At 69.3% G+C, this 23,924-nt stretch carries 24 protein-coding genes; 19 read left to right on the top strand and 5 right to left on the bottom strand.

Going from position 1 to position 23,924, the window contains the following annotated elements:
- The first annotated feature begins 628 nt into the window (after positions 1-628).
- From F9C11_RS39985 to F9C11_RS39960, 6 genes are read left to right on the top strand one after another with little or no spacing between them, the layout of a single operon-like run.
- Positions 629-1,483 carry a fumarylacetoacetate hydrolase family protein gene (locus F9C11_RS39985; RefSeq protein ID WP_409182519.1) on the top strand — a complete coding sequence of 285 codons (855 nt, stop codon included), beginning with the start codon at positions 629-631 and terminating at the stop codon, positions 1,481-1,483.
- Position 1,484: 1 nt separating this feature from the next.
- Entirely contained in the window at positions 1,485-2,786 is a 1,302-nt protein-coding gene (locus F9C11_RS39980; RefSeq protein ID WP_409182518.1) for an enolase C-terminal domain-like protein, read from the top strand.
- On the top strand, positions 2,783-3,541 hold the full coding sequence (locus F9C11_RS39975) for an SDR family NAD(P)-dependent oxidoreductase (RefSeq protein WP_409182517.1): 759 nt from the start codon (positions 2,783-2,785) through the stop codon (positions 3,539-3,541). The genes F9C11_RS39980 and F9C11_RS39975 overlap by 4 nt, the downstream gene beginning before the upstream one ends.
- Before the next feature lie 39 nt (positions 3,542-3,580).
- Positions 3,581-4,621, top strand: a complete 1,041-nt coding sequence (locus tag F9C11_RS39970) for a sugar ABC transporter substrate-binding protein (RefSeq protein WP_409182516.1) — start codon at positions 3,581-3,583, stop codon at positions 4,619-4,621.
- The gene (locus F9C11_RS39965) at positions 4,618-6,120 is read left to right on the top strand and encodes a sugar ABC transporter ATP-binding protein (protein ID WP_409182515.1); all 1,503 of its coding nucleotides are present in this window, start codon (positions 4,618-4,620) and stop codon (positions 6,118-6,120) included. The genes F9C11_RS39970 and F9C11_RS39965 overlap by 4 nt, the downstream gene beginning before the upstream one ends.
- Positions 6,113-7,129 (top strand): ABC transporter permease, encoded by a 1,017-nt coding sequence (locus F9C11_RS39960; RefSeq protein ID WP_409182514.1) that lies wholly within the window; start codon positions 6,113-6,115, stop codon positions 7,127-7,129. Before F9C11_RS39965 ends, F9C11_RS39960 begins: the two co-directional genes overlap by 8 nt.
- A 977-nt stretch (positions 7,130-8,106) precedes the next feature.
- On the opposite strand, the gene F9C11_RS39955 is transcribed toward F9C11_RS39960, so the two are convergent.
- The gene (locus tag F9C11_RS39955) at positions 8,107-8,823 is read right to left on the bottom strand and encodes a FadR/GntR family transcriptional regulator (RefSeq protein ID WP_409182513.1); all 717 of its coding nucleotides are present in this window, start codon (positions 8,821-8,823) and stop codon (positions 8,107-8,109) included.
- Between the two features lie 74 nt (positions 8,824-8,897).
- On the opposite strand from F9C11_RS39955, the gene F9C11_RS39950 reads away from it, so the two are divergent.
- From F9C11_RS39950 to F9C11_RS39940, 3 genes are read left to right on the top strand one after another with little or no spacing between them, the layout of a single operon-like run.
- Entirely contained in the window at positions 8,898-9,230 is a 333-nt protein-coding gene (locus tag F9C11_RS39950; protein ID WP_409182512.1) for an L-rhamnose mutarotase, read from the top strand.
- Positions 9,227-10,201, top strand: coding sequence for an aldo/keto reductase (locus tag F9C11_RS39945; protein WP_409182511.1), 975 nt, complete (start codon positions 9,227-9,229; stop codon positions 10,199-10,201). The genes F9C11_RS39950 and F9C11_RS39945 overlap by 4 nt, the downstream gene beginning before the upstream one ends.
- On the top strand, positions 10,198-11,040 hold the full coding sequence (locus tag F9C11_RS39940) for an amidohydrolase family protein (RefSeq protein WP_409182510.1): 843 nt from the start codon (positions 10,198-10,200) through the stop codon (positions 11,038-11,040). The genes F9C11_RS39945 and F9C11_RS39940 overlap by 4 nt, the downstream gene beginning before the upstream one ends.
- A gap of 84 nt (positions 11,041-11,124) precedes the next feature.
- Here the strand turns inward: F9C11_RS39940 and shbA are convergent, their stop codons facing one another.
- Both shbA and F9C11_RS39930 read right to left on the bottom strand, forming a co-directional pair.
- Positions 11,125-11,781 carry an RNA polymerase sigma factor ShbA gene (shbA, locus tag F9C11_RS39935; RefSeq protein WP_409182509.1) on the bottom strand — a complete coding sequence of 219 codons (657 nt, stop codon included), beginning with the start codon at positions 11,779-11,781 and terminating at the stop codon, positions 11,125-11,127.
- 326 nt (positions 11,782-12,107) lie between these two features.
- Positions 12,108-12,584 carry a GtrA family protein gene (locus tag F9C11_RS39930; protein WP_409187081.1) on the bottom strand — a complete coding sequence of 159 codons (477 nt, stop codon included), beginning with the start codon at positions 12,582-12,584 and terminating at the stop codon, positions 12,108-12,110.
- Positions 12,585-14,064: 1,480 nt separating this feature from the next.
- Between F9C11_RS39930 and F9C11_RS39925 the strand changes: the two genes are divergently transcribed.
- Positions 14,065-14,370: an iron-sulfur cluster biosynthesis protein gene (locus F9C11_RS39925; RefSeq protein WP_409182508.1), complete on the top strand. Its 306-nt coding sequence runs from the start codon at positions 14,065-14,067 to the stop codon at positions 14,368-14,370.
- Positions 14,371-14,600: 230 nt separating this feature from the next.
- Here the strand turns inward: F9C11_RS39925 and F9C11_RS39920 are convergent, their stop codons facing one another.
- On the bottom strand, positions 14,601-15,728 hold the full coding sequence (locus F9C11_RS39920) for a glycerate kinase (RefSeq protein ID WP_409182507.1): 1,128 nt from the start codon (positions 15,726-15,728) through the stop codon (positions 14,601-14,603).
- Positions 15,725-16,672 (bottom strand): 2-hydroxyacid dehydrogenase, encoded by a 948-nt coding sequence (locus F9C11_RS39915; protein WP_409182506.1) that lies wholly within the window; start codon positions 16,670-16,672, stop codon positions 15,725-15,727. The genes F9C11_RS39920 and F9C11_RS39915 overlap by 4 nt, the downstream gene beginning before the upstream one ends.
- 432 nt (positions 16,673-17,104) lie before the next feature.
- On the opposite strand from F9C11_RS39915, the gene F9C11_RS39910 reads away from it, so the two are divergent.
- The 9 genes from F9C11_RS39910 to F9C11_RS39870 are packed head-to-tail and all read left to right on the top strand — an operon-like array spanning position 17,105 to position 23,766.
- The gene (locus F9C11_RS39910) at positions 17,105-17,914 is read left to right on the top strand and encodes a CoA transferase subunit A (RefSeq protein WP_409182505.1); all 810 of its coding nucleotides are present in this window, start codon (positions 17,105-17,107) and stop codon (positions 17,912-17,914) included.
- Positions 17,911-18,666 (top strand): CoA-transferase subunit beta, encoded by a 756-nt coding sequence (locus F9C11_RS39905; RefSeq protein WP_409182504.1) that lies wholly within the window; start codon positions 17,911-17,913, stop codon positions 18,664-18,666. Before F9C11_RS39910 ends, F9C11_RS39905 begins: the two co-directional genes overlap by 4 nt.
- Positions 18,663-19,844 (top strand): thiolase family protein, encoded by a 1,182-nt coding sequence (locus F9C11_RS39900; protein WP_409182503.1) that lies wholly within the window; start codon positions 18,663-18,665, stop codon positions 19,842-19,844. The genes F9C11_RS39905 and F9C11_RS39900 overlap by 4 nt, the downstream gene beginning before the upstream one ends.
- Before the next feature lie 15 nt (positions 19,845-19,859).
- Positions 19,860-20,594, top strand: a complete 735-nt coding sequence (gene pcaH / locus F9C11_RS39895) for a protocatechuate 3,4-dioxygenase subunit beta (protein WP_409182502.1) — start codon at positions 19,860-19,862, stop codon at positions 20,592-20,594.
- Positions 20,591-21,142, top strand: coding sequence for a protocatechuate 3,4-dioxygenase subunit alpha (gene pcaG / locus F9C11_RS39890; RefSeq protein WP_409182501.1), 552 nt, complete (start codon positions 20,591-20,593; stop codon positions 21,140-21,142). Before pcaH ends, pcaG begins: the two co-directional genes overlap by 4 nt.
- Before the next feature lie 29 nt (positions 21,143-21,171).
- Positions 21,172-21,951, top strand: a complete 780-nt coding sequence (pcaD, locus tag F9C11_RS39885; protein ID WP_409182500.1) for a 3-oxoadipate enol-lactonase — start codon at positions 21,172-21,174, stop codon at positions 21,949-21,951.
- A complete protein-coding gene (pcaC, locus tag F9C11_RS39880; RefSeq protein WP_009074285.1) occupies positions 21,948-22,349 on the top strand; it encodes a 4-carboxymuconolactone decarboxylase in 402 nt (133 codons plus the stop codon). The genes pcaD and pcaC overlap by 4 nt, the downstream gene beginning before the upstream one ends.
- 10 nt (positions 22,350-22,359) lie before the next feature.
- Positions 22,360-23,166: an IclR family transcriptional regulator C-terminal domain-containing protein gene (locus F9C11_RS39875; protein WP_409182499.1), complete on the top strand. Its 807-nt coding sequence runs from the start codon at positions 22,360-22,362 to the stop codon at positions 23,164-23,166.
- A 9-nt stretch (positions 23,167-23,175) separates the two neighbouring features.
- Positions 23,176-23,766 carry an NTP transferase domain-containing protein gene (locus F9C11_RS39870; protein WP_409182498.1) on the top strand — a complete coding sequence of 197 codons (591 nt, stop codon included), beginning with the start codon at positions 23,176-23,178 and terminating at the stop codon, positions 23,764-23,766.
- Positions 23,767-23,924 lie beyond the last annotated feature (158 nt).

Raw genomic sequence — 23,924 nt, 5'->3', positions numbered from 1 at the left:
GGGGTAGTCCGGCGTGGGGCGGTCCGCTGTGTAGTGGTCGACGCTGGAATGCTCCGTGCTGGATCGGGTCGCGGTGGAATGTTCGGCGCCGCAAGGGCCCGCAGCGGAGTGATCGGCTGCGGAATGGTCCGTCGTTGGTTGGTCCCCTGTGGAGTGATCCGCAGCGGAGTGGTCGGACGTGGAGTAGTGGGTGGCGGAACACTCCATGTCGAAAGGGCCGTCAGCGGAATGTTCACCCGCGGAATGATCCGACGTCCCCCGGCTCACCCTGGACCGATCGGCCCCGGAGCGCCCAGCCCCCGAACGCTCCGGCGCCGAGCGATCCCCAGACCCCCGCGGCAGGTTGTCCGCAGACGGCGATTCCCGTTCAGCGGCACACAACGATCTCGCCGCACCGCCGGGATGCCGCTCGTCCGGCCCTGTCGTGTCTTCCGTCCCCATCCGCGCCGCACCGTCTCCTCCGTCGTGGCGGGACCTCCCCGCCACGACGAGTGTCCGTTATCCGCCCGGCAGCCCGGTGATCGGATCAATTTCCGCAGCAAATCCTCCTTCCCTCTAGATCTGCCCGCCACCTGTGCGCTATACATCGGATGTATCGCGTGAACGGTGTCGAGAGAGGGGTTCGTCCGTGCGGTTTGTGCGTCTCGGGGCAGCGGGGGCTGAGCGTCCGTTCGTCCGTGCCGGTGACGGCACCCTCCACGACCTCTCCGGGGTCACGCCGGACATCGACGGCGCGTTCCTCTCCGGCGACGGCCCGGCCAAGGCCGCGCGGGCGCTCGAAGCCGGGGAGCTGCCGGTCGCCGACGAGGCCGGGCTGCGGGTCGGCGCGCCGATCGCCGCGCCGGGCAAGATCGTCTGCATCGGGATGAACTACCGCCGCCACGCCGAGGAAACCGGCGCGGCCGTGCCGACCGAACCGGTGCTGTTCATGAAAGCCCCCGACGTCATGGTCGGACCGTTCGACGAGGTGCTGATCCCGCGCGGCTCCACGGCCACCGACTGGGAGGTCGAACTCGGCGTCGTCATCGGGAAAACCGCCCGCTACCTGGAAAGCGCGGACGAAGCGTTGGCGCACGTCGCCGGGTATGTCGTGTCCAACGACGTCTCCGAGCGCGATTTCCAGCTGCACCGCGGCGGCCAGTGGGACAAGGGCAAGAACTGCGAGACCTTCAACCCGCTCGGCCCGGAACTGGTGACCGCCGACGAGGTCCCCGACCCGCAGGCGCTCGGCCTGCGCACCTGGGTCAACGGCGAGAAGGTGCAGGATTCGTCCACAAAGGACATGGTGTTCGGCGTCGCCGAAACCATCCATTACCTGAGCCAGTTCATGGTGCTGCGCCCCGGCGACCTGATCAACACCGGCACCCCGGAGGGCGTCGCGCTCGGGCAGCCCGAACCGAAGCCGTACCTGCGCGCGGGCGACGTCGTCGAACTGGAAATCGACGGCCTCGGCAAGCAGCGCCAGACCTTCGGGCAGGCCTGACATGGCGAAAATCGTGGCTATGGAGGTCCGGGACGTCCGTTTCCCGACGTCGCGCGACCTCGACGGTTCGGACGCGATGAACCCGGATCCGGACTATTCGGCGGCTTACGTCGAACTGCACACCGACGCCGGGCCGGACGGTTACGGCCTCGCGTTCACCATCGGCCGCGGCAACGACGTGCAAGCCGCCGCGATCCGTGCGCTGGCACCGCATGTGGTCGGCCGTGACGTGCCGGAAGACGCGGAAGCGCTCGGCGACCTTTCGCGAGCGTTGATCGGCGACTCGCAATTCCGTTGGCTGGGACCGGAAAAAGGCGTGGCGCACATGGCGATCGGTGCGATCGTCAACGCCGCGTGGGACCTCGCCGCACGACGTGCCGGGCTTCCCTTGTGGAAGTTCGCTTCGCGGATGACGCCGGAAGAGTTGGTGTCCCTTGTGGACTTCCGCTACCTGTCCGACGCGCTCACCGAACAGGAAGCGCTCGACATCCTGCGTGCCGCCGAATCCGGGAAAGCCGAACGGACCGCCAAACTCGAGGCCGAGGGATATCGCGCGTACAGCACGTCGGCGGGCTGGCTCGGTTACTCCGACGCGAAACTCGTGCGGCTGGCCGAACAGGCTGTCGCCGACGGTTTCGAGATGATCAAGTTGAAGGTCGGCGGGAATCTCGAGGACGATGTCCGGCGAATGAAACTGGCGCGCGAGACTGTCGGTGCGGGAATCCGGATCGCGGTCGACGCGAATCAGCGCTGGGACGTCGCGACGGCGGTGTCGTGGATGACCGCGCTGGCGCCGTTCGATCCATATTGGATTGAAGAGCCGACCTCGCCGGATGACGTTCTCGGCCACGCGGCGATCGCGAAGGCGCTCGCACCGATCAAGGTCGCCACCGGCGAACACGTGCAGAACCGTGTGGTGTTCAAGCAATTGCTGCAGTCCGGTGCGATAGACGTGCTGCAGCTGGACGCCGCACGCGTCGGCGGAGTGAACGAGAATCTCGCGATCCTGTTGCTGGCGGCCAAATTCGGAGTTCCGGTATGTCCGCACGCCGGCGGAGTCGGATTGTGCGAGCTGGTGCGGCATCTGTCCATGTTCGACTTCGTGGCAGTGTCCGGTTCGGACGAAGACCGCACGATCGAATGGGTCGACCACCTGCACGACCACTTCACCGACCCGGCCGTCGTGCGCGACGGCCGCTACCTCGCCCCGACCGCACCGGGCTTTTCCGCGCGCATGCACGACGCTACGCTGCGCCGGTTCAGTTTCCCGGACGGTCCTGAATGGACGGAGAACGCGCAGTGAGCGAATTCGACGGCTTGGTCGCCGCGGTCACCGGCGGCGCTTCGGGTATCGGCCTGGCCACGGCGAACCTGCTGGCCCAGCGCGGCGCGAAGGTGGCCGTGCTCGACCTCAAGACCGACGAGGTGCCCGAGCCGCTGGCCGGATTCCGCTGCGATGTCACGTCCGATGCCGAGGTGCGTGCCGCGGTCGACGCGGTGGCCGAACGCTTCGGCCGGCTCGACATCCTGATCAACAATGCGGGAATCGGTGCACAGGGCGATGTCACCGCGAATGACGACGACGAATGGCACCGCGCGTACGACGTGAACGTGGTCGGAATGGTGCGCACGGCGCGAGCTGCCTTGCCGCACTTGAAAAACTCGCCCGCGGCGGCAGTCGTGAACACCTGCTCGATCGCCGCGTGGGCCGGGTTGCCCGCGCGGGCGCTGTACTCGGCCACGAAGGGCGCGGTGCTGTCGCTGACCCTCGCGATGGCCACCGACCACCTGCCGGACCGGATCCGCGTCAACTGCGTGTGCCCCGGAACCGCGGACACTCCGTGGGTCGGCAGGCTGCTCGACACCGCAGCGGACCCGGCGGCGGAACGGAAGGCGCTCGCCGCCCGCCAGCCGATGGGGAGGCTGGTGACCGCGGACGAGGTCGCGAACGCGATCGCGTACCTGGCCAGCCCGCTTTCGGCATCGACTACCGGCACCGCGCTCGCGGTGGACGGCGGCATGTACGGCCTGCGCCCGCGCGGACCCGTGCAGAACTGATCTGCTTAGCCAACAAGGCCTGTCATCAAGGAGGATGCGGTGCGTACGAAGGTGATCCGGCTGGCCGCCGCGGTGGCCGCCTGCGGTTTGGTGCTCGGTGCGTGCGGGTCCACTAAGGACAAACCGGCGGCAGCGGCGAGCGGCGGCGGCACCGGCAAGGTCGGGGCGACCCTGCCCCTGCTGACCTCGCCGTTCTGGCAGGCCTACAACAAATACGTGCCGCAGATGGCGAAGGAGCAGGGGCTCGACGCGCTGCCCACGGTGAACGCCGACAGCGACCCGGCTAAGCTCATCACGGACATCGGCACGCTGCTCAGCCAGGGCGTGAAGGGGCTCGTCGTCACGCCGCTCGACTCGGCCGCGGTCGTCGCCGGGCTGAAACAGGCTGAGAACAAGGGCGTTCCGGTGGTCGCGGTGGACGTCGCGCCGGAAAGCGGCAAGGTCGCGATGGTGGTTCGGGCGGACAACAAGGCCTATGGAACCAAGGCGTGCGAGGAAATTGGCAAGCGCGTGAAGAGCGGCAAGGTCGTTCAGGTGATGGGCGACCTCGCGTCGGTCAATGGCCGCGATCGGTCGGCGGCGTTCCGCGATTGCATGAAGCAGAAATACCCAGATATCAAGGTGCTCGAGGTCGCCGCCGAATGGAAGGCGGACAAGGCTTCGTCCGGTTTGGACAGTCTGCTGACCGCGAACCCGGACATCAAGGGCGTGTACATGCAGGCCGGCGGGGTTTACCTCGCGCCGACCGAGCAGGCGCTCAAGCGCAAGAACCTGTTCTTCCCGGTCGGCGACCCGAAGCACGTGGTGCTGGTGAGCAACGACGGCATCCCGCAGGAGCTGACCGCGATCCGCAACGGCGAACTGGACGCGACCGTTTCGCAGCCTGCCGACGCCTACGCCAAGTACGGCATGTACTGGCTCAAGAAGGCGATGGCGGGCGAGACGTTCAAGCCCGGCCCGACCGACCACGACTCCACGATCGTCGAGATCAGCCCCGGCATCCTGGAAGACCAGCTGCCCGCGCCGGTCGTGACCAAGGACAACGTGGACGACAAAGCGTTGTGGGGTAACAACCTGTGAGCGCGCCGGTAGTGCAGGCGGACGGCGTCGGGAAGCGGTACGGGCCCACCGTGGCGCTGCACGACGTCAGCCTCACCGTGCGGCCCGGCGAGTCACACGCACTCGTCGGCCGCAACGGGGCGGGCAAGTCCACGCTGGTGTCGATCCTCACTGGACTGTCCGAAACGGACACCGGCAGCGTTTCCTTCGGTGGGGTACCGGCACCTCCGCTGTCCAAACAGGACGACTGGAAGGCACGCGTGGCGTGCGTGTACCAGCACGCGATGGTGGTGCCGCAGCTGACGGTCGCGGAGAATCTGTTCCTGAACCGGCAGGCTCAGGGCGGCTTTGCGATCGGCTGGAAGAAGCTGCGCCGGCAAGCGCGGGAGCTGCTGGACTCGTGGGACGTGCGGGTCGATGTGGACACTCCGGCTGGCGAACTGTCCGTTGAGGACCGTCAGTTCGTCGAGATCGCCCGCGCGTTGAGTTATGGTGCCCGGTTCATCGTTCTGGACGAACCGACCGCGCAGCTGGACAGTCAGGCCATCGAGCGGCTTTTCGGGCGCATGCGGCAGATGCAGGAAAACGGCGTCACCTTCCTGTTCATCTCGCACCATCTGCACGAGGTTTACGAGGTGTGCCAAGCGGTTACCGTCCTGCGCGACGCTCGGCACGTGCTCACCGCGCCCGTCGAGGAGGTCAGCCGCGCGGCGCTGGTCGACGCGATGACGGGGGAACAGGGCGGCCTGGCTGTGCGAGACGCAGCCACCCGTGACCCGCTTGCAGTCGACGCCGAAGAGGTGCTCGCTGTCGATGGGTTGTCCGGCGACGGCTTCCACGACGTTTCCCTTCGCGTCCACCGCGGCGAGGTTGTCGGTCTCGCCGGGAGCAACGCGAGCGGCAAACATCAGGTGGCCGAGACGGTCTACGGCCTGCGCGCGCCCACCTCAGGAACCGTTTCAGTGAACGGAAAACGCCTGCCTTCGGGCGACATTCCCGCCGCCCTGCGCGCGGGAATCGGCTGCGTCCCCCGGGACCGGCACCACGAAGGCCTGGTGCTGGAACACTCCATTATGGACAACGCGACGCTGTCCGTGCTCGATCGGATGGGCCGCGGCGGCCTGGCGTCCCCGAAGGTCCGCCGCGAACGCGGAGCGCGCGCCCTGACCGACTACGACATCGTGGCGGCAAGCCCGGACCAGCCGGTTTCGGATCTGTCCGGCGGGAACCAGCAGAAAGTCGTGCTCGCCCGGGCGTTGGAGAGCGATCCGCGCGTGGTGGTGCTGATCAACCCCACCGCGGGGGTGGATGTGAAGTCGAAGGAGGCCCTGCTCGCGGTCGTGGACCGGGTGCGGGCCGAGGGGAAGGCGGTGCTGCTCGTGAGCGACGAGCTGGACGACCTGCGCCTGGCCGACCGCGTGCTGGTGTTGCGCGCCGGCGAGGTGGCCGCCGTTCACCAGGCCGGCTGGTCCGACGGGGACCTGGTGGCGGATATCGAAGGAGTCGGGCTCCATGACTGACCTGATGAGCGACCCGCAGACGGCGCTGCCCGCGGTACGGGCGAAGCGCCGGAAGTCGGCGTGGCTGCGCGAACTGGCGCTGCTGCCCGCGCTCGTGGTGGTGTTCGTGATCGGCGGGCTGATCAGCGACACGTTCTTCACCTTCGACAACATCATCAGCATCCTTTCCGCGGCGGCGGCGTTGTCGCTGGTCGTGCTGGGCGAATCGCTGGTGCTGCTGACCGGCAAGTTCGACCTGTCGCTGGAATCCACGATGGGCATCGCCCCGGCGATCGGCGCGATGCTGGTCATCCCGGCGGCGTCGTCCGGCTTCGGCACCGAATGGCCCTCAGTGCTCGGCCTGGTCGCGATCCCCGTGGTCGGAGCCCTGATCGGGTTCGTGAACGGCTTCCTGATCGTGAAGCTGAAGCTGAACGCGTTCATCGTGACGCTGGCGATGCTGACGGTCCTGCGCGGAACCCAGATCGGCACGACGAACGGCAAGACGCTGTTCGACCAGCTGGACGCGTTCACCGCGCTGGCGACGACGACGTTCGCCGGACTCCCGATGTCGGTCTGGCTCGCGGCGGCGCTGTTCGTCCTCTTCGGACTGGGCCTGCGCTACCACCGAGTCGGCCGCTCGCTGTACGCAATCGGCGGCAACCGAGAAGCCGCGCGGGCCGCTGGAATCCGGGTAGACCGCATCTCGTGGGCGGTCTTCGTGGTGGCCGGAGTGCTGGCTGCGATCGGAGGCCTCGCGTACACCGGCTACGTCGGCGCACTGGGTGCCGACCAGGGCGACGGGCTGATCCTGCAGGTCTTCGCCGCAGCGGTGATCGGCGGCGTCTCCCTGGACGGCGGCCGAGGCACCCTGGTCGGCGCACTGACCGGGGTGCTGCTGCTGCAGTCGGTGGACAGCCTGCTGCGCATCGCCCAGGTCCCGGCGGAATGGCTGAAGGCGATTTACGGGGGGATCATTTTGATCGCTCTGATCATCAGCCGGTATGCCGGCGGAAAGCCCCAGACCTGATCGGCGGAGGTTCGGTGATCATCCGACCTTCTTGGTGCACACGCTCGGGCGGCTTCGCGCCTGGTGCGGTGGTTGGCTGGTCGGCTGGCGCGGTGGTTGGCTGGTTGGCTGGTGTGGTTGGTCCGGGTGGCTTGGTGGCTGGTGCAGTTGGCTCGGTGACTGGTGCGGTCGGTCCGGGTGGCTCGCTGGCTGGCGCGGTTGGCCGGTCGGGTGGCGTTGTCGGCCGGGGTGGCTCGGTGACTGGTCTGGTAATTAGCCGGTTGGCTGGTGCGGTCGGTGTGAGCGGCTTGGTGGCTGGTGCGGTTGGCCCGTCGGGTGGTGCGGTCCGTCCGGGCGGCTCGCTGGCTGGTGGGGTGATTGGCCGGTCGGATGGCGCGGTCGGCCCGGGTGGCTCGGTGACTGGTGCGGTTGGCCGGTTGGCAGGTGCGGTCGGTCCGGGTGGCTTGGTGGCTGGTGTGGTGGTTGGCCCGGCGGGTGGCGTTGTCGGCCGGGGTAGCTCGGTGACTGGTCTGGTGATTAGCCGGTTGGCTGGTGCGGTCGGTGTGAGTGGCTCGCTGGCCGGTGTGGTGATCGGCCGGTCGGATGGCGCGGTGACCGGTGCGGTGGGTGGCATCGCGAGGAGGTTCGTGAAGGGCCCCTTCATCCCGCCAGCCAGCGAACGAGTTCCCTGCGTTTCGGCCCTGCGCGTACGACGGGTCCTTTCGCCTTTCCGGGTTCGGCACTCGCCGTTCCCCACCGCACGATCGACGCGAAAGTCCCCCTCGCTCCAGCTAGATGGGAGCGAGGGGTCCCTTCGCTTCGAACGTCCTGACGTGAAGGGTCCCCTCATCACCGCCGTGCAGGCGCGAAAGTCCCCGTCACGCCAATCGAGCACGAGCAAAGGGTCCCTTCACTCCGAGCACCAAGGAATGAAGGGACCCGTCACCGCATCAAGCCGTTCAGGAACAGCTGTCCGCATAGGAACCGACGCCGTCCGATCAGGAGGCGGCAGGCTCAGCCTCGTCGCCGGCCGCGGCGTCCTCGACCAGGGTGCTTCGCAGCCACTGTTCCACTCCGGCGACGTGCACCGTCGCCCACGAGCGGGCCAGTTCCGGTTCGCGTGCGGCGATCGCGTCGTAGATCGCGGCGTGTTGTTCCCGGGTCCGGGCAACCGCGCCCTCCTGGGTGAGGCCGCGCCAGATGCGGGCTCGCGCGGTCGGGCCGGAGAGACTTTCGAGCAGCGAACACAGCACCGGATTGCCCGAACCGTCCGCGATTTTGCGGTGGAACTGCAAATCGTTGGCCACCAGTGCCTCGACGGTCGGCGATTCCTCCAGCTCTCCGAGCAGCTCGCCGAGTTCGGCGACGTCCTCGTCGCGCATGTGCAGCGCCGCCATCGCGGTGGCCGCCGGTTCCAGGATCCGCCGCACGGCAAGGAAATCGAGCACGGTGTCGTCGCGGTGGAAGTCGACGACGAAGGTCATCGCGTCGAGCAGCAGGTTCGGTTCCAGGCTGGTGACGTAGGTGCCGTCGCCCTGGCGCACGTCCAGCACCCGGATCAGGCACAGCGCCTTCACCGCCTCCCGCAGCGAACTGCGGGACAGCCCCAGCCGCTGCGCGAGCTCGGCCTCCTTGGGGAGCCGGTCGCCCGGAGCCAGCTCGCCCGAAATGATCATGTCCTTGATCTTGTCGATCGCGACATCGGTGACGGGCATCGGGACCGCCCTCCCTGCAGAGACCTCGGATGTTTACCCCTAACAGCGTGCCACGACTCCCGTCAGGAGGAACGATGACCCACGGCCCGGCGCCGCAAACGGTCGCCTTGCGCACCCGGCTCAAGCCCGGAATGGAGAAAACCTACGAGGAGGTGCACGCGGTGATCCCGGCGGATCTGGACGCCGCGCTGCGCCGCGCCGGCGTGCGTTCGTGGCGGATCTGGCGCGACGGGCTCGACCTGTTCCACTTCGTCGAGGTGGACGATTTCGAGCAGATGCGCGCGAAACTCGCCGACGATCCGGCCGACATCGCGTGGCAGAAACGGATCAACGAACTGCTCGACCTCGACCGTTCGGACGTCGCGCACGGCCTCGGGCTGGTGTGGCAACTCCCGGCGGAGGCGTGACCGTGGACCTTCCTCCGCTGGGACTCGGCGGCGCGCAACTGGGCAACCTCTACCACGCGGTGCCGGACGAGATCGCCGCGGCGAGCGTGCGGCGGGCGTGGGACGAGGGGATTCGCTACTTCGACACCGCGCCGCACTACGGGCTCGGACTGTCCGAACGACGGCTCGGGGCCGCGCTGGCGGCGTATCCGCGAGCCGAGTACGTCCTGTCCACGAAAGTCGGGAGAGTGCTGGAACCGCGTGCGGTGGCCCCCGGCGAACGTGACGACCAGGGCTTCGACGTTCCCGCCACTTACCGCCGCCGGTGGGATTTCAGCCGCGACGGGGTGTGGCGTTCGCTGGAGTCGAGCTTGGACCGGCTGGGGCTCGACCGCATTGATCTCGTGTACGTGCACGATCCGGACGAGCATTTCGAGGAAGCAGTTTCGGGTGCGTTCCCGGCGTTGCTGGAGTTGCGCGAGCAGGGCGTCGTGGGGGCGATCGGGGCCGGGATGAACCAGGCGCCGATGCTGGCGGAATTCGTGCGCCGGTTCGATCTTGACCACGTCCTGATGGCTGGCCGGTACACCTTGCTGAACCAGCCGGCGTTGGACGAGTTGCTGCCGCTGTGCGTCGAACGCGGCGTCGGTGTCGTGGCCGGCGGCGTGTTCAACGGCGGAATCCTCGCCACTGAGCAACCCGGTGCGATTTACGATTACGCGGCCGCGCCCGCGGATCTCGTGGAAAAGGCTCAGAAGATCGCGGAAATCTGTGCGCGACACGGTGTTTCGCTGCCCGAGGCCGCGCTGGCGTTACCGCGAACGCACCCGGCAGTGGTGTCGGTGGTCGTCGGCGCACACGACGCCGAGCAGGTGTCGCTGAACGTTCGCCGGGCAGCGGCGAACGTGCCGCCCGTACTGTGGGACGACCTCGCCGACGCCGGCCTCCTGCGGTCGGCCGCCCGCCCCGTCGCGTCCGGAGGAGCCCAGTGATCGACTCGCACCACCACCTGTGGGACCCGGCGCGCCGCGAATACCCGTGGATGTCCGGCGACGCGCTGGCTCCGATCCGCAAGCCGTACACCGTCGACGATCTGCGCACGGTGGCCACCGCGGCGGGCGTCCACGCGACCGTGCTGGTGCAGACCGTCTCGGACGAGGCGGAAACCGAGGAATTCCTGGCCACAGCCGCGTCCGAACCCCTGCTGGCCGGCGTCGTCGGCTGGGTCGACCTCGCTGCCCCGGACGTAGCCGACCGGCTCGCCCGGCTGCGCGAACTAGGCCCGCTGGTCGGCATCCGGCACCAGGTCGAGGACGTGCCGGACCCGGACTGGCTGCTGCGCCCGGAGATCCTGCGCGGCCTGACCGCGGTCGGCAACGCGGGCCTGGTCTACGACCTGCTCGTGGCACCGGCACAGCTCGCCGCCGCCCGGCAGGTCGCCGAGCGGTTGCCGGACTTGCGGCTGGTCCTCGACCACGCCGCGAAGCCTGGCATCGCGGCCGGCGAATGGCAGCCGTGGGCGGACGGCGTGGCGTCGCTGGCCGCGCACGGCAACGTGCACTGCAAGCTGTCCGGCTTGGTGACGGAAGCCGACTGGCGCGAATGGCAGGTGGGCCATCTGCGCCGCTACGCAGACCACGTGTTCGAGTCGTTCGGCGCGAACCGGGTCATGTTCGGCTCCGACTGGCCAGTGTGCGAACTGGCGGCAGCGTACGAAGTCGTACTGGACGCGGCGGTGTCGCTGACCGGCGGGCTGAGCGACCCGGAACGTCTGGAGGTCTTCGAGCGCACGGCGGCACGCGTATATGAACTGAAAGATGCGGCGGGCTAAAACCAGAGTGCCGTGCGAAGCAGAGCCTGTCGACCGATTCGGCGGTCCGCGGCGGCGTTCCAGCCGTTCGAGTGACGAAACGACTCAGAAGTCCTGGCCCTGCACCATCTCGCGGAGCTTGGACAGCGCGCGGTGCTGCGTGACCCGGACGTTGCCGGGCGAAATGCCCAGCGTTTCGGCCGTCTCGTTAGCGCTGAGGCCGACGACGATCCGCAGCGCCAGGATCTCCTGCTGCAGCGGGGCGAGGCGGGTGAGCAGCTCCTGCAGACGGCTGCCGAGGTCGAGGCGCAGCGCGTGCGATTCCGGCTCGTTGCCGCCGGAGAGCGGGTGCTCCGGGAGTTCGGGCACCGGCTCGGACCGGTCGCGCGCGACGGCCCGGTAGGCGTCGGCGACCTTGTTGGCCGCGATCGCGTGCACGAGGTAGAGGAAGGAGCCGCCGCGGTCCTGGTAGTCGGGAAGGGCCTTGAGGACGGCCATGCAGACGTCCTGCGCGACGTCGTCGGCGGCGAGGTAAGAGAGGTCGCGGCCGCCCATCCGGGCCCGGCAGTAGCGGGCGACGACGGGGCGGAGCACGTGCAGCAGGTCGGCGATCGCGGCTTGATCGCCCTGCCCCGCGGCGCGTACCAGCGGGTCGAGGTCTTCTTTGGTCAGGCGTCCGCCGGACCGGGGCAGCGTCGAAGGGCTCACGTAGCCCGCGACGCCGGACACCGCAGTACGGGACGTCTTTGACGGTGCTGTCATGGTCGTCTCCCCGGCAACCCTGCGACCGTCGCTTGTCTTGGGGTCAACACTCTGTGATGTTGCGGTCGCAAGTACTCCGATTGAACCGGGCGAGCACTGCGATCGTTGCGACGCTCCGTAACCTTAAGCGGCCGGAGGCCGACCGTCCACATTTCAACTACGAATACCCCGTTAGCAGCAGCGGTCTTGACACAAACGAGACCAGCCGACGCACAGTACGAATCCGGCCTCGCAGCATGTGCGGATGTCCGATTTTGCGCGTCACGAAGAGTGATAGCCGGGTAGCTCAACTGAGAGTGGTCGCACTGCGGGTAGAACGGGTTCCACTACCGTTGGTGATCTTGTGGCTCGCCGTCACGCCGCGCCCGGGCGAAAACCCACCACCGCAGAACGGCGAACCGGACGACCCCGCCGACGAAACTGGCCGCGAGAAGCGCGGCGGTCTGCTGCCCGGCCGAGGGATGCGCGACGACGGCGTCGAGGGCCGCGAGGACGACCGATCCGTAGCCTGCGTAGAAGGCGAAAGTGACGAGGTCCTGCAGATGCCGCTTGCCCGCGCGACTGCTCCGGCTGGCGAAAGTGACACGCCGGTGGAACTCGGTGTTGCCCGCCGTCGTGATCGCGAGCGCGACGAGATTCGCCCATTGCGCGCCGATTTCCGGCCGGAAGACGAGGAAGAGGACTGCCTGCAGCCCGGTGGTGACGACCCCCGCGGCGAGATACCAGGCGGCGTGTCCTCCGATCTCGCGACGTGCGGTGCGTTTGTCGGGGCGGGTTGGCCGATGGACGCTCTGCGGTGCCAGACGCGTGGCGGGGCTCGCGGCCGGACTCTGGTGGGGCTGGCCGTGGGCGGGGCCGGTTTCGAGATCCGTCGCAGGTCGCGGCGGGCGGGTGGCTGCGGCGGCGAGGTTGTTGCCGGTTTTTGGCGACAGGAGGTCGGAGGTTTTCGCCGCTGCTGGCTCGTTCGGATTCGCCGTTGAGTGGCGACTGGCGGGCACGTCGCTTGCGTCCGAACGCGGCAGTCCGGCGTCGCCACTCGCTGGCCGAGGGCGACGGGGGTCCGTGGCGGTCGTTGGGTGGCGTCCGGCGGGGTCGGACCGTCGCAGCTCGTCGTCGTTGATTGCCGATTTATGGCGATTGATGCTCGGGTCGCGCACCCGGTCGTGGCTGATGGTTTCGGCTCCGGCGGCTGGCGGTCGCGAGGGTGCGGAGGCAGTTGCCGTTTCGTGGCGAGAGGCGGTGGCGTTGGCCGTCGGGCGGCGACTGGCCTGTCCAGGATTCGGCGGGAGCTGATCGCAATCGGTCGTTTCCTGGCGAGCGGTGCTCGGATTCGCCGTTGAGCGGCGACGGGCGTTCATCCTGCGGTGGTCGGTGCCGGAGTCCAAGGAGGCGCGAGTGCTGACTTCGTCGACCAGTACGGCCAGACCGTTGTCGGCTGCGCGGTACTGGTCGCTGGCCTCGGCGAAATCCGGGTGACTCGGAGTCGTGCCGAGCGTGCCAAAGTCCGGCAGCGCGTCATCGCCGAGTGGGTCGCTGCTGGCTTTGCGCCGGGGACGGATCCGGATCCGGCCGCGCGGCTTCCACCTGGTGGTGGTCATAGTGCCGACGCTAACTCCCCTTCGTTCGCTCATGCCCTGGCGGACCGCAGGAAACCCCTGTGATTCCGACGACAGCCGTTCGGCCCGTTTCACTCGAGGCCGCCTCGGGTAGCTCACCACGAACAATCCGGACCTGCGGGGAGGTGCCCGTGCGCGATCTTGGTGACGACACTCTCCGTGAGGGTCGGCCACCCGATGCGGTGAGTTCTCGCGTCGACCCGGTCCGCGCGTCCGCGCCTGGTGCCGCGGCGCGCGCCGAATCAGCTTCCGACGAGGTTCGGGAAAGCCAGCGTGCCGCGGAGCAGCCGGAGGTGCGTCCGCCGGTGCATGGCGGGCCGTTCGAGGGATCGGCCGATGCCGCCGGGGAGTCTGTCGGCGAGAAGTCTGCCGCCGGTGAGTCTGCTGACGGGGGCGATGCCGCGCCGGGGTCGCCCGACTCGGCTGGGTCCGGCTGGCCGGTGCCTGAACAAGGCGAACGGGTCGACCACGGCGGCTGCACGGTCGCCGACGCGATCCGGTCGGCCATGGCCCGAAGATCGTGATCTCAAACGTATTTGTGACAGGTTCCACCCTCGCGGCAACGGCCTCGCGCTCACACTGCGCGACCGTCGTGCCGCCTTTAGCGTGAAAAACCACCCTGCAACCGACCGCGCGCATCCGACTGCGACGAAGGGAAGGCCGAAAGATGCTGACCGTTACCGAAGCCGCCGCCGAGGCGATCACCGCGTTGACCGCTGAACAAGGCAGTGACTCCGAACAGAGCGGCCTGCGCTTCGCGCTGCAGAGCATGGAAGGCGACGGTGCCCAGCTGGCACTGTCCGTTGCCCCGGCACCGGAGGACGGCGACCGCGTCGTCGGCGCCGACGGCGGGGCGAAGGTCTTCCTCGAGCCGCAGGCTGCGGCCTTGCTCGACGACAAGGTCCTCGACGTTCAGCAGGACGACACCGGTGACGTCGCCTTCGCCGTCCTGCCCCAGCAGCAGTCCGCCTGACGGACTGCGCGAGCAACACCCGGCCACGGGGTTCGCGCGGCGGTGTCCGTCCGTTGAATCCCGTGGGCCGCTCGCCGGTACCGGATGCCTCACCGCAGGCGGGTCCTGCGAGGTGCTCCATGGCCGATCCCTTGGATGGCACAGCCATCCGAAAGGTGGGTTGTCCAGACGACGGCGTGGCTGCGTTGCTGTGCAGAAGCGCTCCCGCGATTGCCCGCGGGGGCGTTCTGCTACCTGGCGCGCAGCCAGTCCCGCACTAGCACTCCGGCCCGTTCGCGCAGCAGTTCCGCGGCGTGGGTGCGGGCGTAGTCCAGCGACGGCGCGTGGTCGATCAGCGCGCTGCTGCCCACGACTCCCAGCTCGGCCAGCGCCTCCGTGTCCAGCTGGATCCGTCCGGCGAGCACCAGCAGCGGAACACCCGTCCGTGCGGCCCGCGCCGCGATGCCGGCCGGGGCCTTGCCCGACAGCGATTGTTCGTCCAGCGAGCCTTCGCCGGTGATCACCAAGTCCGCGCCGGTCAGAGCGGTGTCGACGCCGGTCAGGCCGGCAATCAGGTCGAAGCCGGACTCGACCGTCGCGCCGAAACCCGCGATCGCTCCCGCCGCGACACCTCCGCCAGCCCCGGCTCCGGCAAGGTCGGAGACGTCGCGCGCGCCAGCCCGCACAAGCGCTTTCGCCCAGTGTGACAGTGCTTCGTCGAGCGCACGGACGTCGTCCGGGTCGGCCCCCTTCTGCGGACCGAACACGGCCGCCGCACCGTTCGCGCCGAGGAGCGGATTCGTCACGTCCGTCGCGACCGCGACCGGCACAGTGCCGAGCCGTTCGCGCGCAGGGCTCAGGTCGACGCGCGCCACCTGTGCCAGCGACCCGCCGCCGAGACCAACCGGTGCGCCGGAAGCGTCGAGGACTTTGGCACCCAGCGCAGCCAGCATTCCCGCCCCGCCGTCGGTGCTAGCGGTACCGCCGACGGTCAGCACGAGTCGCCGTGCTCCGCGAGCGAGGGCGTCGTTCAGCAACTCGCCGACGCCCCACGTGTGCGCGGCCAACGCGACTTCCCGGCTCGGCGTCACGAACTCGATCCCGCACGCTCGCGCCGACTCGACGTAGGCCGTGCCGTCAAGCAGCACGTACCTCGCCTCGACCGGATCGGCGAGCGGACCTCGCACTGACAACCGCACCATGGTGCCGCCCGCGTTCTCGAGCACCTCCAACGTCCCTTCGCCGCCGTCGGCGACTGGGCACGCGGAGATCTCGGCGTCCGGCAACGCATCGCGCACGCCCTGCGCGATCGCATCCGTCGCCTCGACCGCGGTCAGGCTTCCCTTGAACTTGTCCGGTGCGATCACGACCCGCGTCATCGGCCCACTTCCGTCAGCGGTTCGGCACCGGCGAGCACTGAGACGACATTGCGTGCGGCCAAGACCGCCATCGCCGTCCGCGTTTCCACCGTCGCCGACCCGAGATGCGGTGTCAGCACCACGCCGTCGCGGTCCAGCAACCGAGGTTCGACGTCCGGCTCCTTTTCGAACACGTCCAGCGCCGCGCCCGCGATCTCACCGGCTTCGAGCGCGTCGGCCAGCGCCGACTCGTCGACCACCGGACCGCGCGTGGTGTTCACCAGGTACGCGGTCGGCTTCATCGCCCGCAACGCGTTCGCGTCGACTAGGTGCCGGGTCTCGGGAGTCAGCGGACAGTGCAGCGACACGAAGTCGGAACGCCGCAGCAGTTCGTCAAACGACACGAACTCGCCGTCGAAGTCCGGTTTCGCCGACCGTCCGGAGTAGACGACCCGCATCCCGAACGCCGCCGCTCGTTGCGCCACCGCACGGCCGATCTGCCCGAGCCCGACGATGCCGAGCGTCTTGCCCTGCAAGCCGGACCCGAGAAGGAAGGCGAGGTGGAACGACCACGGCTGCCGTGCGCGCAGCAAACGTTCGCCTTCGCCGAGCCGCCGCGAGACGGCCAGCAGCAACCCGAACGCGAGGTCCGCGGTGGCGTCGGTGAGCACGCCCGGCGTGTTGGTGACCACGACCCCGCGCTCGGCCAGTGCACTGACCTCCACGTTGTCGTAGCCCACCGCGACGTTCGCGACGACCTTCAGTCCGGGACCCGCCGCGTCCGCGACTGAGCCGTCGATCCGGTCGTGCAGCATCGACACCACCGCGGCCGATCCGGCGACGAACTTCCGCAGTTCCTCGGGCGTGAGCGGCCGGTCCTCTGGCGAGATCTCGACTTCGCCTGCTTCGCCGAGCACCTGCACGGCCTCGTCCGGGATCCAGCGGGTGACAGCGATCTTCGGCATGCGGAGCAGCCTAATGCCGACCGTGCCGCTCGAGCGAGGTTCGCGGCGCGCTCACCGCCGGACACCCGCCTGAGCTGCGACGGAGCGTCCAGCCGCGACAGAACTTCGCCGACGCCGACAGCGCCCGGATTCCGCATTGCGGTACCACGCAACGAAATCCGGTCTGCCGCCGACTGCTCCGCTCTGTGCTTGCCGCGAAACCCGTTCGCCGACCCCTAGCGCACCGTGTTGTCTTATCGCCTCACCTCATCTCCCTCGAAGCCGCAAAACCTGGCGTTGTCTTGTGCCGTCTCTCCGGACGTCCGCTTCACCCTTTGGCACTCCCACGGGCGGCCGGATCGTGCTATGTTCTCATGTAGAACTTCTGTGCGCTATGCGAACACGCTAGCACGGAACGGCAGAAGCAGGAAGATCCAGACGGAAGGGCTCGTGATGGCAAGGGTGCTGTCGCTCGGCGAGGCGGTCGCCGAGCTGGTGCACGACGGAGACACCGTCGCTCTCGAGGGCTTCACGCACCTCATCCCCGTGGCGGCCGGGCACGAGATCATCCGTCAGGGCAGGCGGAACCTCACGCTCGTGCGGATGACGCCGGACATCGTCTACGACCAGCTCATCGGCGCGGGGTGTGCGAGCAAGCTGATCTTCTCGTGGGGCGGCAACCCCGGGGTCGGCTCGCTGCACCGGTTCCGCGACGCCGTGCAGCACGCGTGGCCGGCGCCGCTGGAGATCGAGGAACACAGCCACGCGGGCATGGCGAACCGTTATGTCGCAGGAGCTTCCGGGTTGCCGTTCGCCGTGCTGCGCGGCTACACCGGCACCGATCTGCCCGCGCAGACGGACACGATCAAGCCGATCACCTGTCCGTTCACCGGCGAGCAGCTCACCGCGGTGCCCGCGCTGAACCCGGACGTCACGATCGTGCACGCACAGCGGGCCGACCGGGCGGGCAACGTTCAGCTGTGGGGCATCGCGGGGGTGCAGAAGGAAGCGGTGCTCGCGGCGAAGCGGTCGCTGGTCACCGTCGAGGAGGTCGTGAACGAGCTGGAGCCGCGGCCGGGCGCACTGGTCCTTCCGTCCTGGGCGGTCACCGCGGTGGCCGAGGTGCCGCGCGGCGCGGCGCCGTCCTATGCCGCCGGGTACTACGAGCGGGACAACGCGGCGTATCAAGCGTGGGACGAGATCGGGCGGGACCGCGAGGAATTCGCCAAGTGGCTGAACGACCTGACCGGGGTGAAGGCATGAGCGAGTACACCGCTGACGAGATGATGAGCATCGCCGCGGCCCGCGCGCTCGGCGAGGGCATGTCGTGCTTCGTCGGGATCGGATTGCCCAGCACGGCGGCGAACCTGGCCCGGCGCACGCACGCCCCGAACCTCACGCTGATCTACGAATCGGGTTGTCTCGGCGCGAAACCCAGCAGGCTGCCGCTGTCGATCGGCGACGGCGAACTGGCCGACACCGCCGACGCGGTCGTCAGCGTGCCCGAGGTGTTCAACTACTGGTTGCAGCCCGGCCGGATCGACGTCGGGTTCCTCGGTGCCGCGCAGCTCGACAAATTCGGCAACATCAACACCACGGTCATCGGTTCCGACTACCGCGATCCGAAGGTGCGCCTGCCCGGCGCGGGCGGGGCGCCGGAGATCGCCGCGTCCTGCAAGGAAGTATTCGTCGTGCTGCGGCAGAGCAAGCGGACGTTCGTGGACAAGGTCGACTTCGTGACGTCGTTCGGCCACGGCTCCGGGCGCGGCGACCGCGAACGGCTCGGCCTGCGCGGAGCCGGGCCGACGCTCGTGGTCACCGACCTCGGCCTGATGCGGCCCGACCCGGAAACCGCGGAGCTCACGCTCACCGAACTGCACCCCGGGGTCGAGCTGGACCAGGTCGTGGAAGCGACGGGGTGGACACTGAAGACGGCCGCGGACCTCAAGACCACCCCCGCGCCCACCGAACGCGAACTGACCCTGCTCCGCGAACTGAAGAAGGCCGGCGAATGAGCGACGCATACATCCTCGACGCGATCCGCACTCCCTTCGGGCGCTACGGCGGCGCCCTTTCCGGAGTGCGTCCTGACGACCTGGCCGCGGGTGTCCTGCGGGCGCTGGCCGAGCGCAACGGCCTCGATCCGTCCACTGTGGACGAAGTGCTGCTCGGCGACGCCAACGGGGCGGGCGAGGACAACCGCAACGTGGCGCGGATGGCCCTGCTCCTCGCCGGATGGCCGACCTCGGTGCCCGGCGCGACGGTGAACCGGCTGTGCGGGTCCGGCGTCGAAGCGACCATGCAGGCGAGCCGGGCGATCCAGGTCGGCGACGCGTCGCTGGCGGTCGCGGGCGGCGTCGAGTCGATGAGCCGCTCGCCGCTGGTGATGCCGAAGCCGGACAAGGCTTTCCCGGGCGGCAATCAGACGCTGTACAACACGGCGCTCGGCTGGCGGATGGTCAACCCGGCGATGCCGTCGCAATGGACGGTTTCCCTCGGCGAGTCGACCGAACTGCTCGCCGAGCGTTACGGCATCGGCCGAGAAGAGCAGGACGCGTTCGCCGCGCGCAGTCACGTGAACGCCGCGCGGGCGTGGGACGAGGGCTTCTACGACGACCATGTGGTTCCGGTCGAAGGCGTCGAGCTGACCCGGGACGAGGGCATCCGCCCGGACTCCTCGCCCGAGAAGCTCGCGAAGCTGAAAACGGTGTTCCGCAAGGAAAACGGCACCGTCACGGCGGGCAACGCGTCGCCGCTGAACGACGGTGCGTCGGCGTTGCTGCTCGGCGACGAGGCCGCGGCCGAGCGGCTCGGCAAGACGCCGCTGGCCCGGATCGCCGGACGCGGCGCCGCGGGGGTCGACCCGGACGTGTTCGGCATCGGCCCGGTGCGCGCCGCGGAAATCGCGCTGGAACGGGCCGGCATCGGCTGGGACGACCTCGCGGCGGTGGAACTCAACGAGGCGTTCGCGGCGCAATCGCTGGCCTGCCTGAAAGAATGGTCGAAGCTGGACCCGGAGATCGTCAACGTCAACGGCGGGGCCATCGCGATCGGGCACCCGCTCGGCGCGTCCGGCGGCCGGATCATCGGCACGCTGGCGCACCAGCTCCGCCGCACCGGCGGTCGCTGGGGCCTCGCGGCGATCTGCATTGGCGTCGGCCAAGGTCTCGCTGTCGTGCTCGAGAATCGCTGAGAAAGGGGAGGCATCGTGGCCACACCGACCGACCGGCGCCTGCCGCAGTACCGGCCCGATCCGGACGGCACCCACCCGCCGCTCGACTACGCGCCGTACCGGTCCACCGCGCTGCGGCATCCGAAGCAGCCGCTGGTCCTGCTGCCGCAGATGCTCACCGAGGTCACCGGTCCGCTGCTCGGCCCGGGGCGGCTCGGCGAGTTCGACAACGACCTCACCCGCCAGCACGCGGGCGAGCCGCAGGGCCAGCGGATCATCGTCACCGGCAGGCTTCTCGACGGCGACGGGCGGCCGATCCGCAACTCGCTCGTGGAGATCTGGCAGGCCAACGCGGGCGGCCGCTACCGGCACACCGGCGACCGCTGGCCGTCCCCGCTCGACCCGAACTTCGACGGGCTCGGCCGCACGCTGACCGACGACGACGGGCGCTACGAGTTCACCACCATCAAGCCCGGCGCGTATCCGTGGAAGAACCACGACAACGCCTGGCGTCCCGCGCACATCCACTTCTCGGTGTTCGGCTCGGCGTTCACCCAGCGGCTCGTCACCCAGATGTACTTCCCGGACGATCCGCTGTTCTCGCAGGACCCGATCTTCAACTCCATTCCGGACGAGAAGGCGCGGCAGCGGATGATCTCCCGGTTCGACCTCGACCGCACCGAGGAAGAATGGGCGCTGGCGTTCCAGTTCGACATCGTGGTGCGCGGGCGCGAGCAGTCGGTGTTCGAGGACGAGGAGGAGGACGAGTGAGGTTGGAAAGCACGCCCTCGCAGACCGTCGGGCCGTACCTGTCCATCGGACTGCCGTGGGACGACGGGCCGTTCGTGGTCCCGGAAGGCACCGAAGGCGCGGTGTGGATCCGCGGCGGGGTGTACGACGGCGCGGGAAACCCGGTCCCCGACGCGATGATCGAGACGTGGCAGGCCGATCCGGACGGCGGGTTCGACCACCCCGACGACCCGCGCGGCAAGCCCGCCGCTCCGTTCCGCGGATTCGGCCGGTGCCCGACCGACGACCAGGGCCAGTACCGGATTCTCACGGTGCTGCCCGGCATCGTGCCGGACGCGTCCGGGGCTCCGCAGGCGCGGCACATCGACGTGTCGGTGTTCGCCCGCGGGCTGCTGAACCGGGTCGTCACGCGCATTTACTTCGAGGACCAGGACAACGCCGGCGACGCCGTGCTGGCGAGCGTTCCCGCGGAACGACGGGATACGTTGCTGGCCAAGAAGGAGGGTGTCGACTACCGGTTCGACGTGCGTTTGCAAGGCGAAGGCGAGACGGTGTTCTTCGCGGCCTGACCGGCCGTGTCCATTGTGGAGGTTCAAACGTGAGCAGTGTCCGGGTGCACCGGGTCGTCGAAGGCCCGGAGGCGGGTCCGGTGGTGGTGTTCTCCAACTCGATCGGCAGCGACCACCGGATGTGGGAGCCGCAGGTCGCGCCGTTGACCGAACGCGGATTCCGCGTGGTTCGGTACGACACGCGCGGCCACGGGTCGTCGCCGGTGCCGCCGGGGCCGTACGACCTGGCTGATCTGGGCGGCGACGTGCTGGGGTTGCTCGACGACCTCGGCGTCGAGCGCGCGCATTTCGTCGGTCTGTCGCTCGGCGGGATGACCGGGATGTGGCTCGGCGCGCACGCCGCGGAACGGCTGGCGAGCCTCACGCTGTGCTGCACGTCAGCGCGGCTCGGGCCGCCCGAGATGTGGGTCGATCGCGCACGCCTCGTGCGGGCGGAGGGCACCAAGGCGGTCGCGGAAGCAGGCGTCGGGCGCTGGGTCACGCCGGGCTACGCGCAGGCGCATCCGGACCAAGTCGCGTACCTGCGCGAGATGATCGAGGCCCAGCCTGACGAGGGGTACGCCGGCTGCTGCGAGGTGATCGAGCGGATGGACCTCACCGGCGACCTGCCGAAGATCTCCGTCCCGACGCTGGTGATCGCGGGTGCGGAAGACCCGTCGACGCCCGCCGAACCGCACGGGAAGGCCATCGCGGACGGGATCCCCGGCGCCCGGCTCGAGGTCGTCGCTTCCGCCGCGCACCTGGGCAGCTATGAACAGCCGGAGGAATTCACCCGGCTGATCCTCGAGCGGATCACGGAGGGCCAGTGACCGGAGACCGCTACGAGGCGGGCATGCGGGTGCGCCGCGAGGTGCTCGGCGACGAACATGTCGACCGGGCGGTCGCGCGGACCACCGAGTTCAGCAAGCCGTTCCAGGAGTACATCACCGAAGCGGCATGGGGTTCGGTGTGGACGCGCGACGGCCTCGACCGGCGGACCCGCAGCTGCATCACGCTGGCCGCGCTCACCGCGCTGCACTGCCACGACGAGCTGGCGATGCACGTCCGCGCGGCGGTGCGCAACGGGCTCACCGCGGACGAGATCCGCGAGGTCCTGCTGCACACCGGCGTCTACGCGGGGGTGCCGGCGGCGAACACCGCGATCGGCATCGCCCAGCGCGTCCTCGCGGAGCTGGGAGAACCCACCGCCCAGCCGCCGGCCGGATAGGGTTCGCCGCATGGAATCCGACGACCAGGCCGAACGCGGTGCGCACCACGTGCAGTCGCTGGAACGCGGGCTGGCGGTGATCAAGGCGTTCAGCGCCGAGGCACCGCATCCGACGCTCAGCGACGTCGCACGTGCCACCGGGCTGACCCGTGCGGCCGCGCGCCGGTTCCTGCTCACGCTCGTGGACCTCGGCTACGTCCGCACCGACGGGAAGTACTTCTCGCTCACCGCGCGCGTGCTGGAACTCGGCTACGCGTACCTGTCCAGCCTCAGCCTGGCCGAGATCGCGCAACCGCACCTGGAGCGGCTGTCGGCGGAGGTGCACGAGTCGAGTTCGGTGTCGGTGCTGGAGATCGCCGACATCGTGTACGTCGCGCGCGTCGCGGTGTCGCGGATCATGACGGTGAGCATCAACGTCGGCACGCGGTTCCCCGCGCATGCCACGTCGATGGGGCACGTGCTGCTCGCCGACATGGACCGGACCGAACTCAACGCCTATTTCATCGTCGCCGACCTCGACCGGCTGACCCCGCACACTCTCACCCACCGCACCGCGCTCGAAGCCGAGCTGGCCAAGGTCCGGGAGCAGGGCTGGGCGATGGTCGACCAGGAACTCGAAGAAGGCCTTCGCTCGGTCGCCGCGCCAATTCGCAACCGGGCGGGGCGCGCGGTCGCCGCGGTCAACATCTCGACGCACGCGAGCCGGACGTCGGTCGAGACTGTCCGGACCGAGTTCGTTCCGCCGTTGCTCGAGACCGCGGCCGCCATTTCGGCGGAGCTCGCCACGGTCGCGCCCGGGCGTGCGGCCCAGGGCTGAGGAGCGCCGATGACGGAACCGGTTGCCGGACTGCTGCTCGCCGCCGGGGCGGGGAGGCGGTTCGGCGGGCCCAAAGCGCTGGTCGAGTACGACGGGGAGCCGCTGGTCCGGCGAGCGGTGCGGAACCTGGCCGAGGCCGGATGCGCCTCGGTGCGGGTGGTGGTCGGTGCGTCGGCTGAGCAGGTCCGGGAGCTCTTGCCGCCGGACGTCACTGCGGTGCTCGCTCCGCGGTGGCAGGACGGGATGGGGGAGTCGCTGAAGGCTGGGCTGGAATCGCTGACCGGGGAGCCGGCGGTGGCGGTGCTCGTGCATCTGGTGGATCTGCCGTGGGTTCCGGCGGCGGCGCTCGAGCGGATCGTCGGAGAGGCTTCCGAGGACGCGGTCGTGCGGGCCGCTTACCAGGGGGTTCCCGGGCATCCGGTGCTGTTCGGGCGGCGTTGGTGGGGTGAGATCGCGGGGTCGGCGAGCGGGGACCACGGGGCGCGGGACTGGTTGCGCGGGCGTGCTGACGTGCGGCTGGTCGAGTGCGGCGATCTCGGGAGCGGCAGTGACGTCGATCGGCCCGGGGACCTGGCCGGGCCTGGCGCGGAGCGGCGATGAATCGTGCGGTGGTGCGCGGTGCGGCCGGCGAGGGGAATCCGGCAGGGGCCTCGTTGGGTTGGCGAGTGAGCTTCTCTTGTCCGGACGAGGCGGCGGCGCACAGTGCCTTGCTGGAGCTGCAGTCCAGAGGCGGCTTACGGAGCGTGGCTGAACCCGTC

The organism is Amycolatopsis sp. VS8301801F10 (assembly GCF_046195355.1).
Taxonomy (GTDB): domain Bacteria; phylum Actinomycetota; class Actinomycetes; order Mycobacteriales; family Pseudonocardiaceae; genus Amycolatopsis.
Note: the sequence above shows the minus strand (reverse complement) of the source record. Positions and strands in the feature narration are given on the sequence as shown.

Bases quoted from the DNA above. Each gene is read 5' to 3' on its own strand.
- F9C11_RS39980 (WP_409182518.1), top strand. From the start codon at position 1,485: ATGGCGAAAATCGTGGCTATGGAGGTCCGGGACGTCCGTTTCCCGACG.
- F9C11_RS39960 (WP_409182514.1), top strand. From the start codon at position 6,113: ATGACTGACCTGATGAGCGACCCGCAGACGGCGCTGCCCGCGGTACGG.
- F9C11_RS39955 (WP_409182513.1), bottom strand. From the start codon at position 8,823: ATGCCCGTCACCGATGTCGCGATCGACAAGATCAAGGACATGATCATT.
- F9C11_RS39950 (WP_409182512.1), top strand. From the start codon at position 8,898: ATGACCCACGGCCCGGCGCCGCAAACGGTCGCCTTGCGCACCCGGCTC.
- shbA (WP_409182509.1), bottom strand. From the start codon at position 11,781: ATGACAGCACCGTCAAAGACGTCCCGTACTGCGGTGTCCGGCGTCGCG.
- F9C11_RS39925 (WP_409182508.1), top strand. From the start codon at position 14,065: ATGCTGACCGTTACCGAAGCCGCCGCCGAGGCGATCACCGCGTTGACC.
- F9C11_RS39920 (WP_409182507.1), bottom strand. From the start codon at position 15,728: ATGACGCGGGTCGTGATCGCACCGGACAAGTTCAAGGGAAGCCTGACC.
- F9C11_RS39915 (WP_409182506.1), bottom strand. From the start codon at position 16,672: ATGCCGAAGATCGCTGTCACCCGCTGGATCCCGGACGAGGCCGTGCAG.
- F9C11_RS39910 (WP_409182505.1), top strand. From the start codon at position 17,105: ATGGCAAGGGTGCTGTCGCTCGGCGAGGCGGTCGCCGAGCTGGTGCAC.
- F9C11_RS39905 (WP_409182504.1), top strand. From the start codon at position 17,911: ATGAGCGAGTACACCGCTGACGAGATGATGAGCATCGCCGCGGCCCGC.
- F9C11_RS39900 (WP_409182503.1), top strand. From the start codon at position 18,663: ATGAGCGACGCATACATCCTCGACGCGATCCGCACTCCCTTCGGGCGC.
- F9C11_RS39875 (WP_409182499.1), top strand. From the start codon at position 22,360: ATGGAATCCGACGACCAGGCCGAACGCGGTGCGCACCACGTGCAGTCG.
- F9C11_RS39870 (WP_409182498.1), top strand. From the start codon at position 23,176: ATGACGGAACCGGTTGCCGGACTGCTGCTCGCCGCCGGGGCGGGGAGG.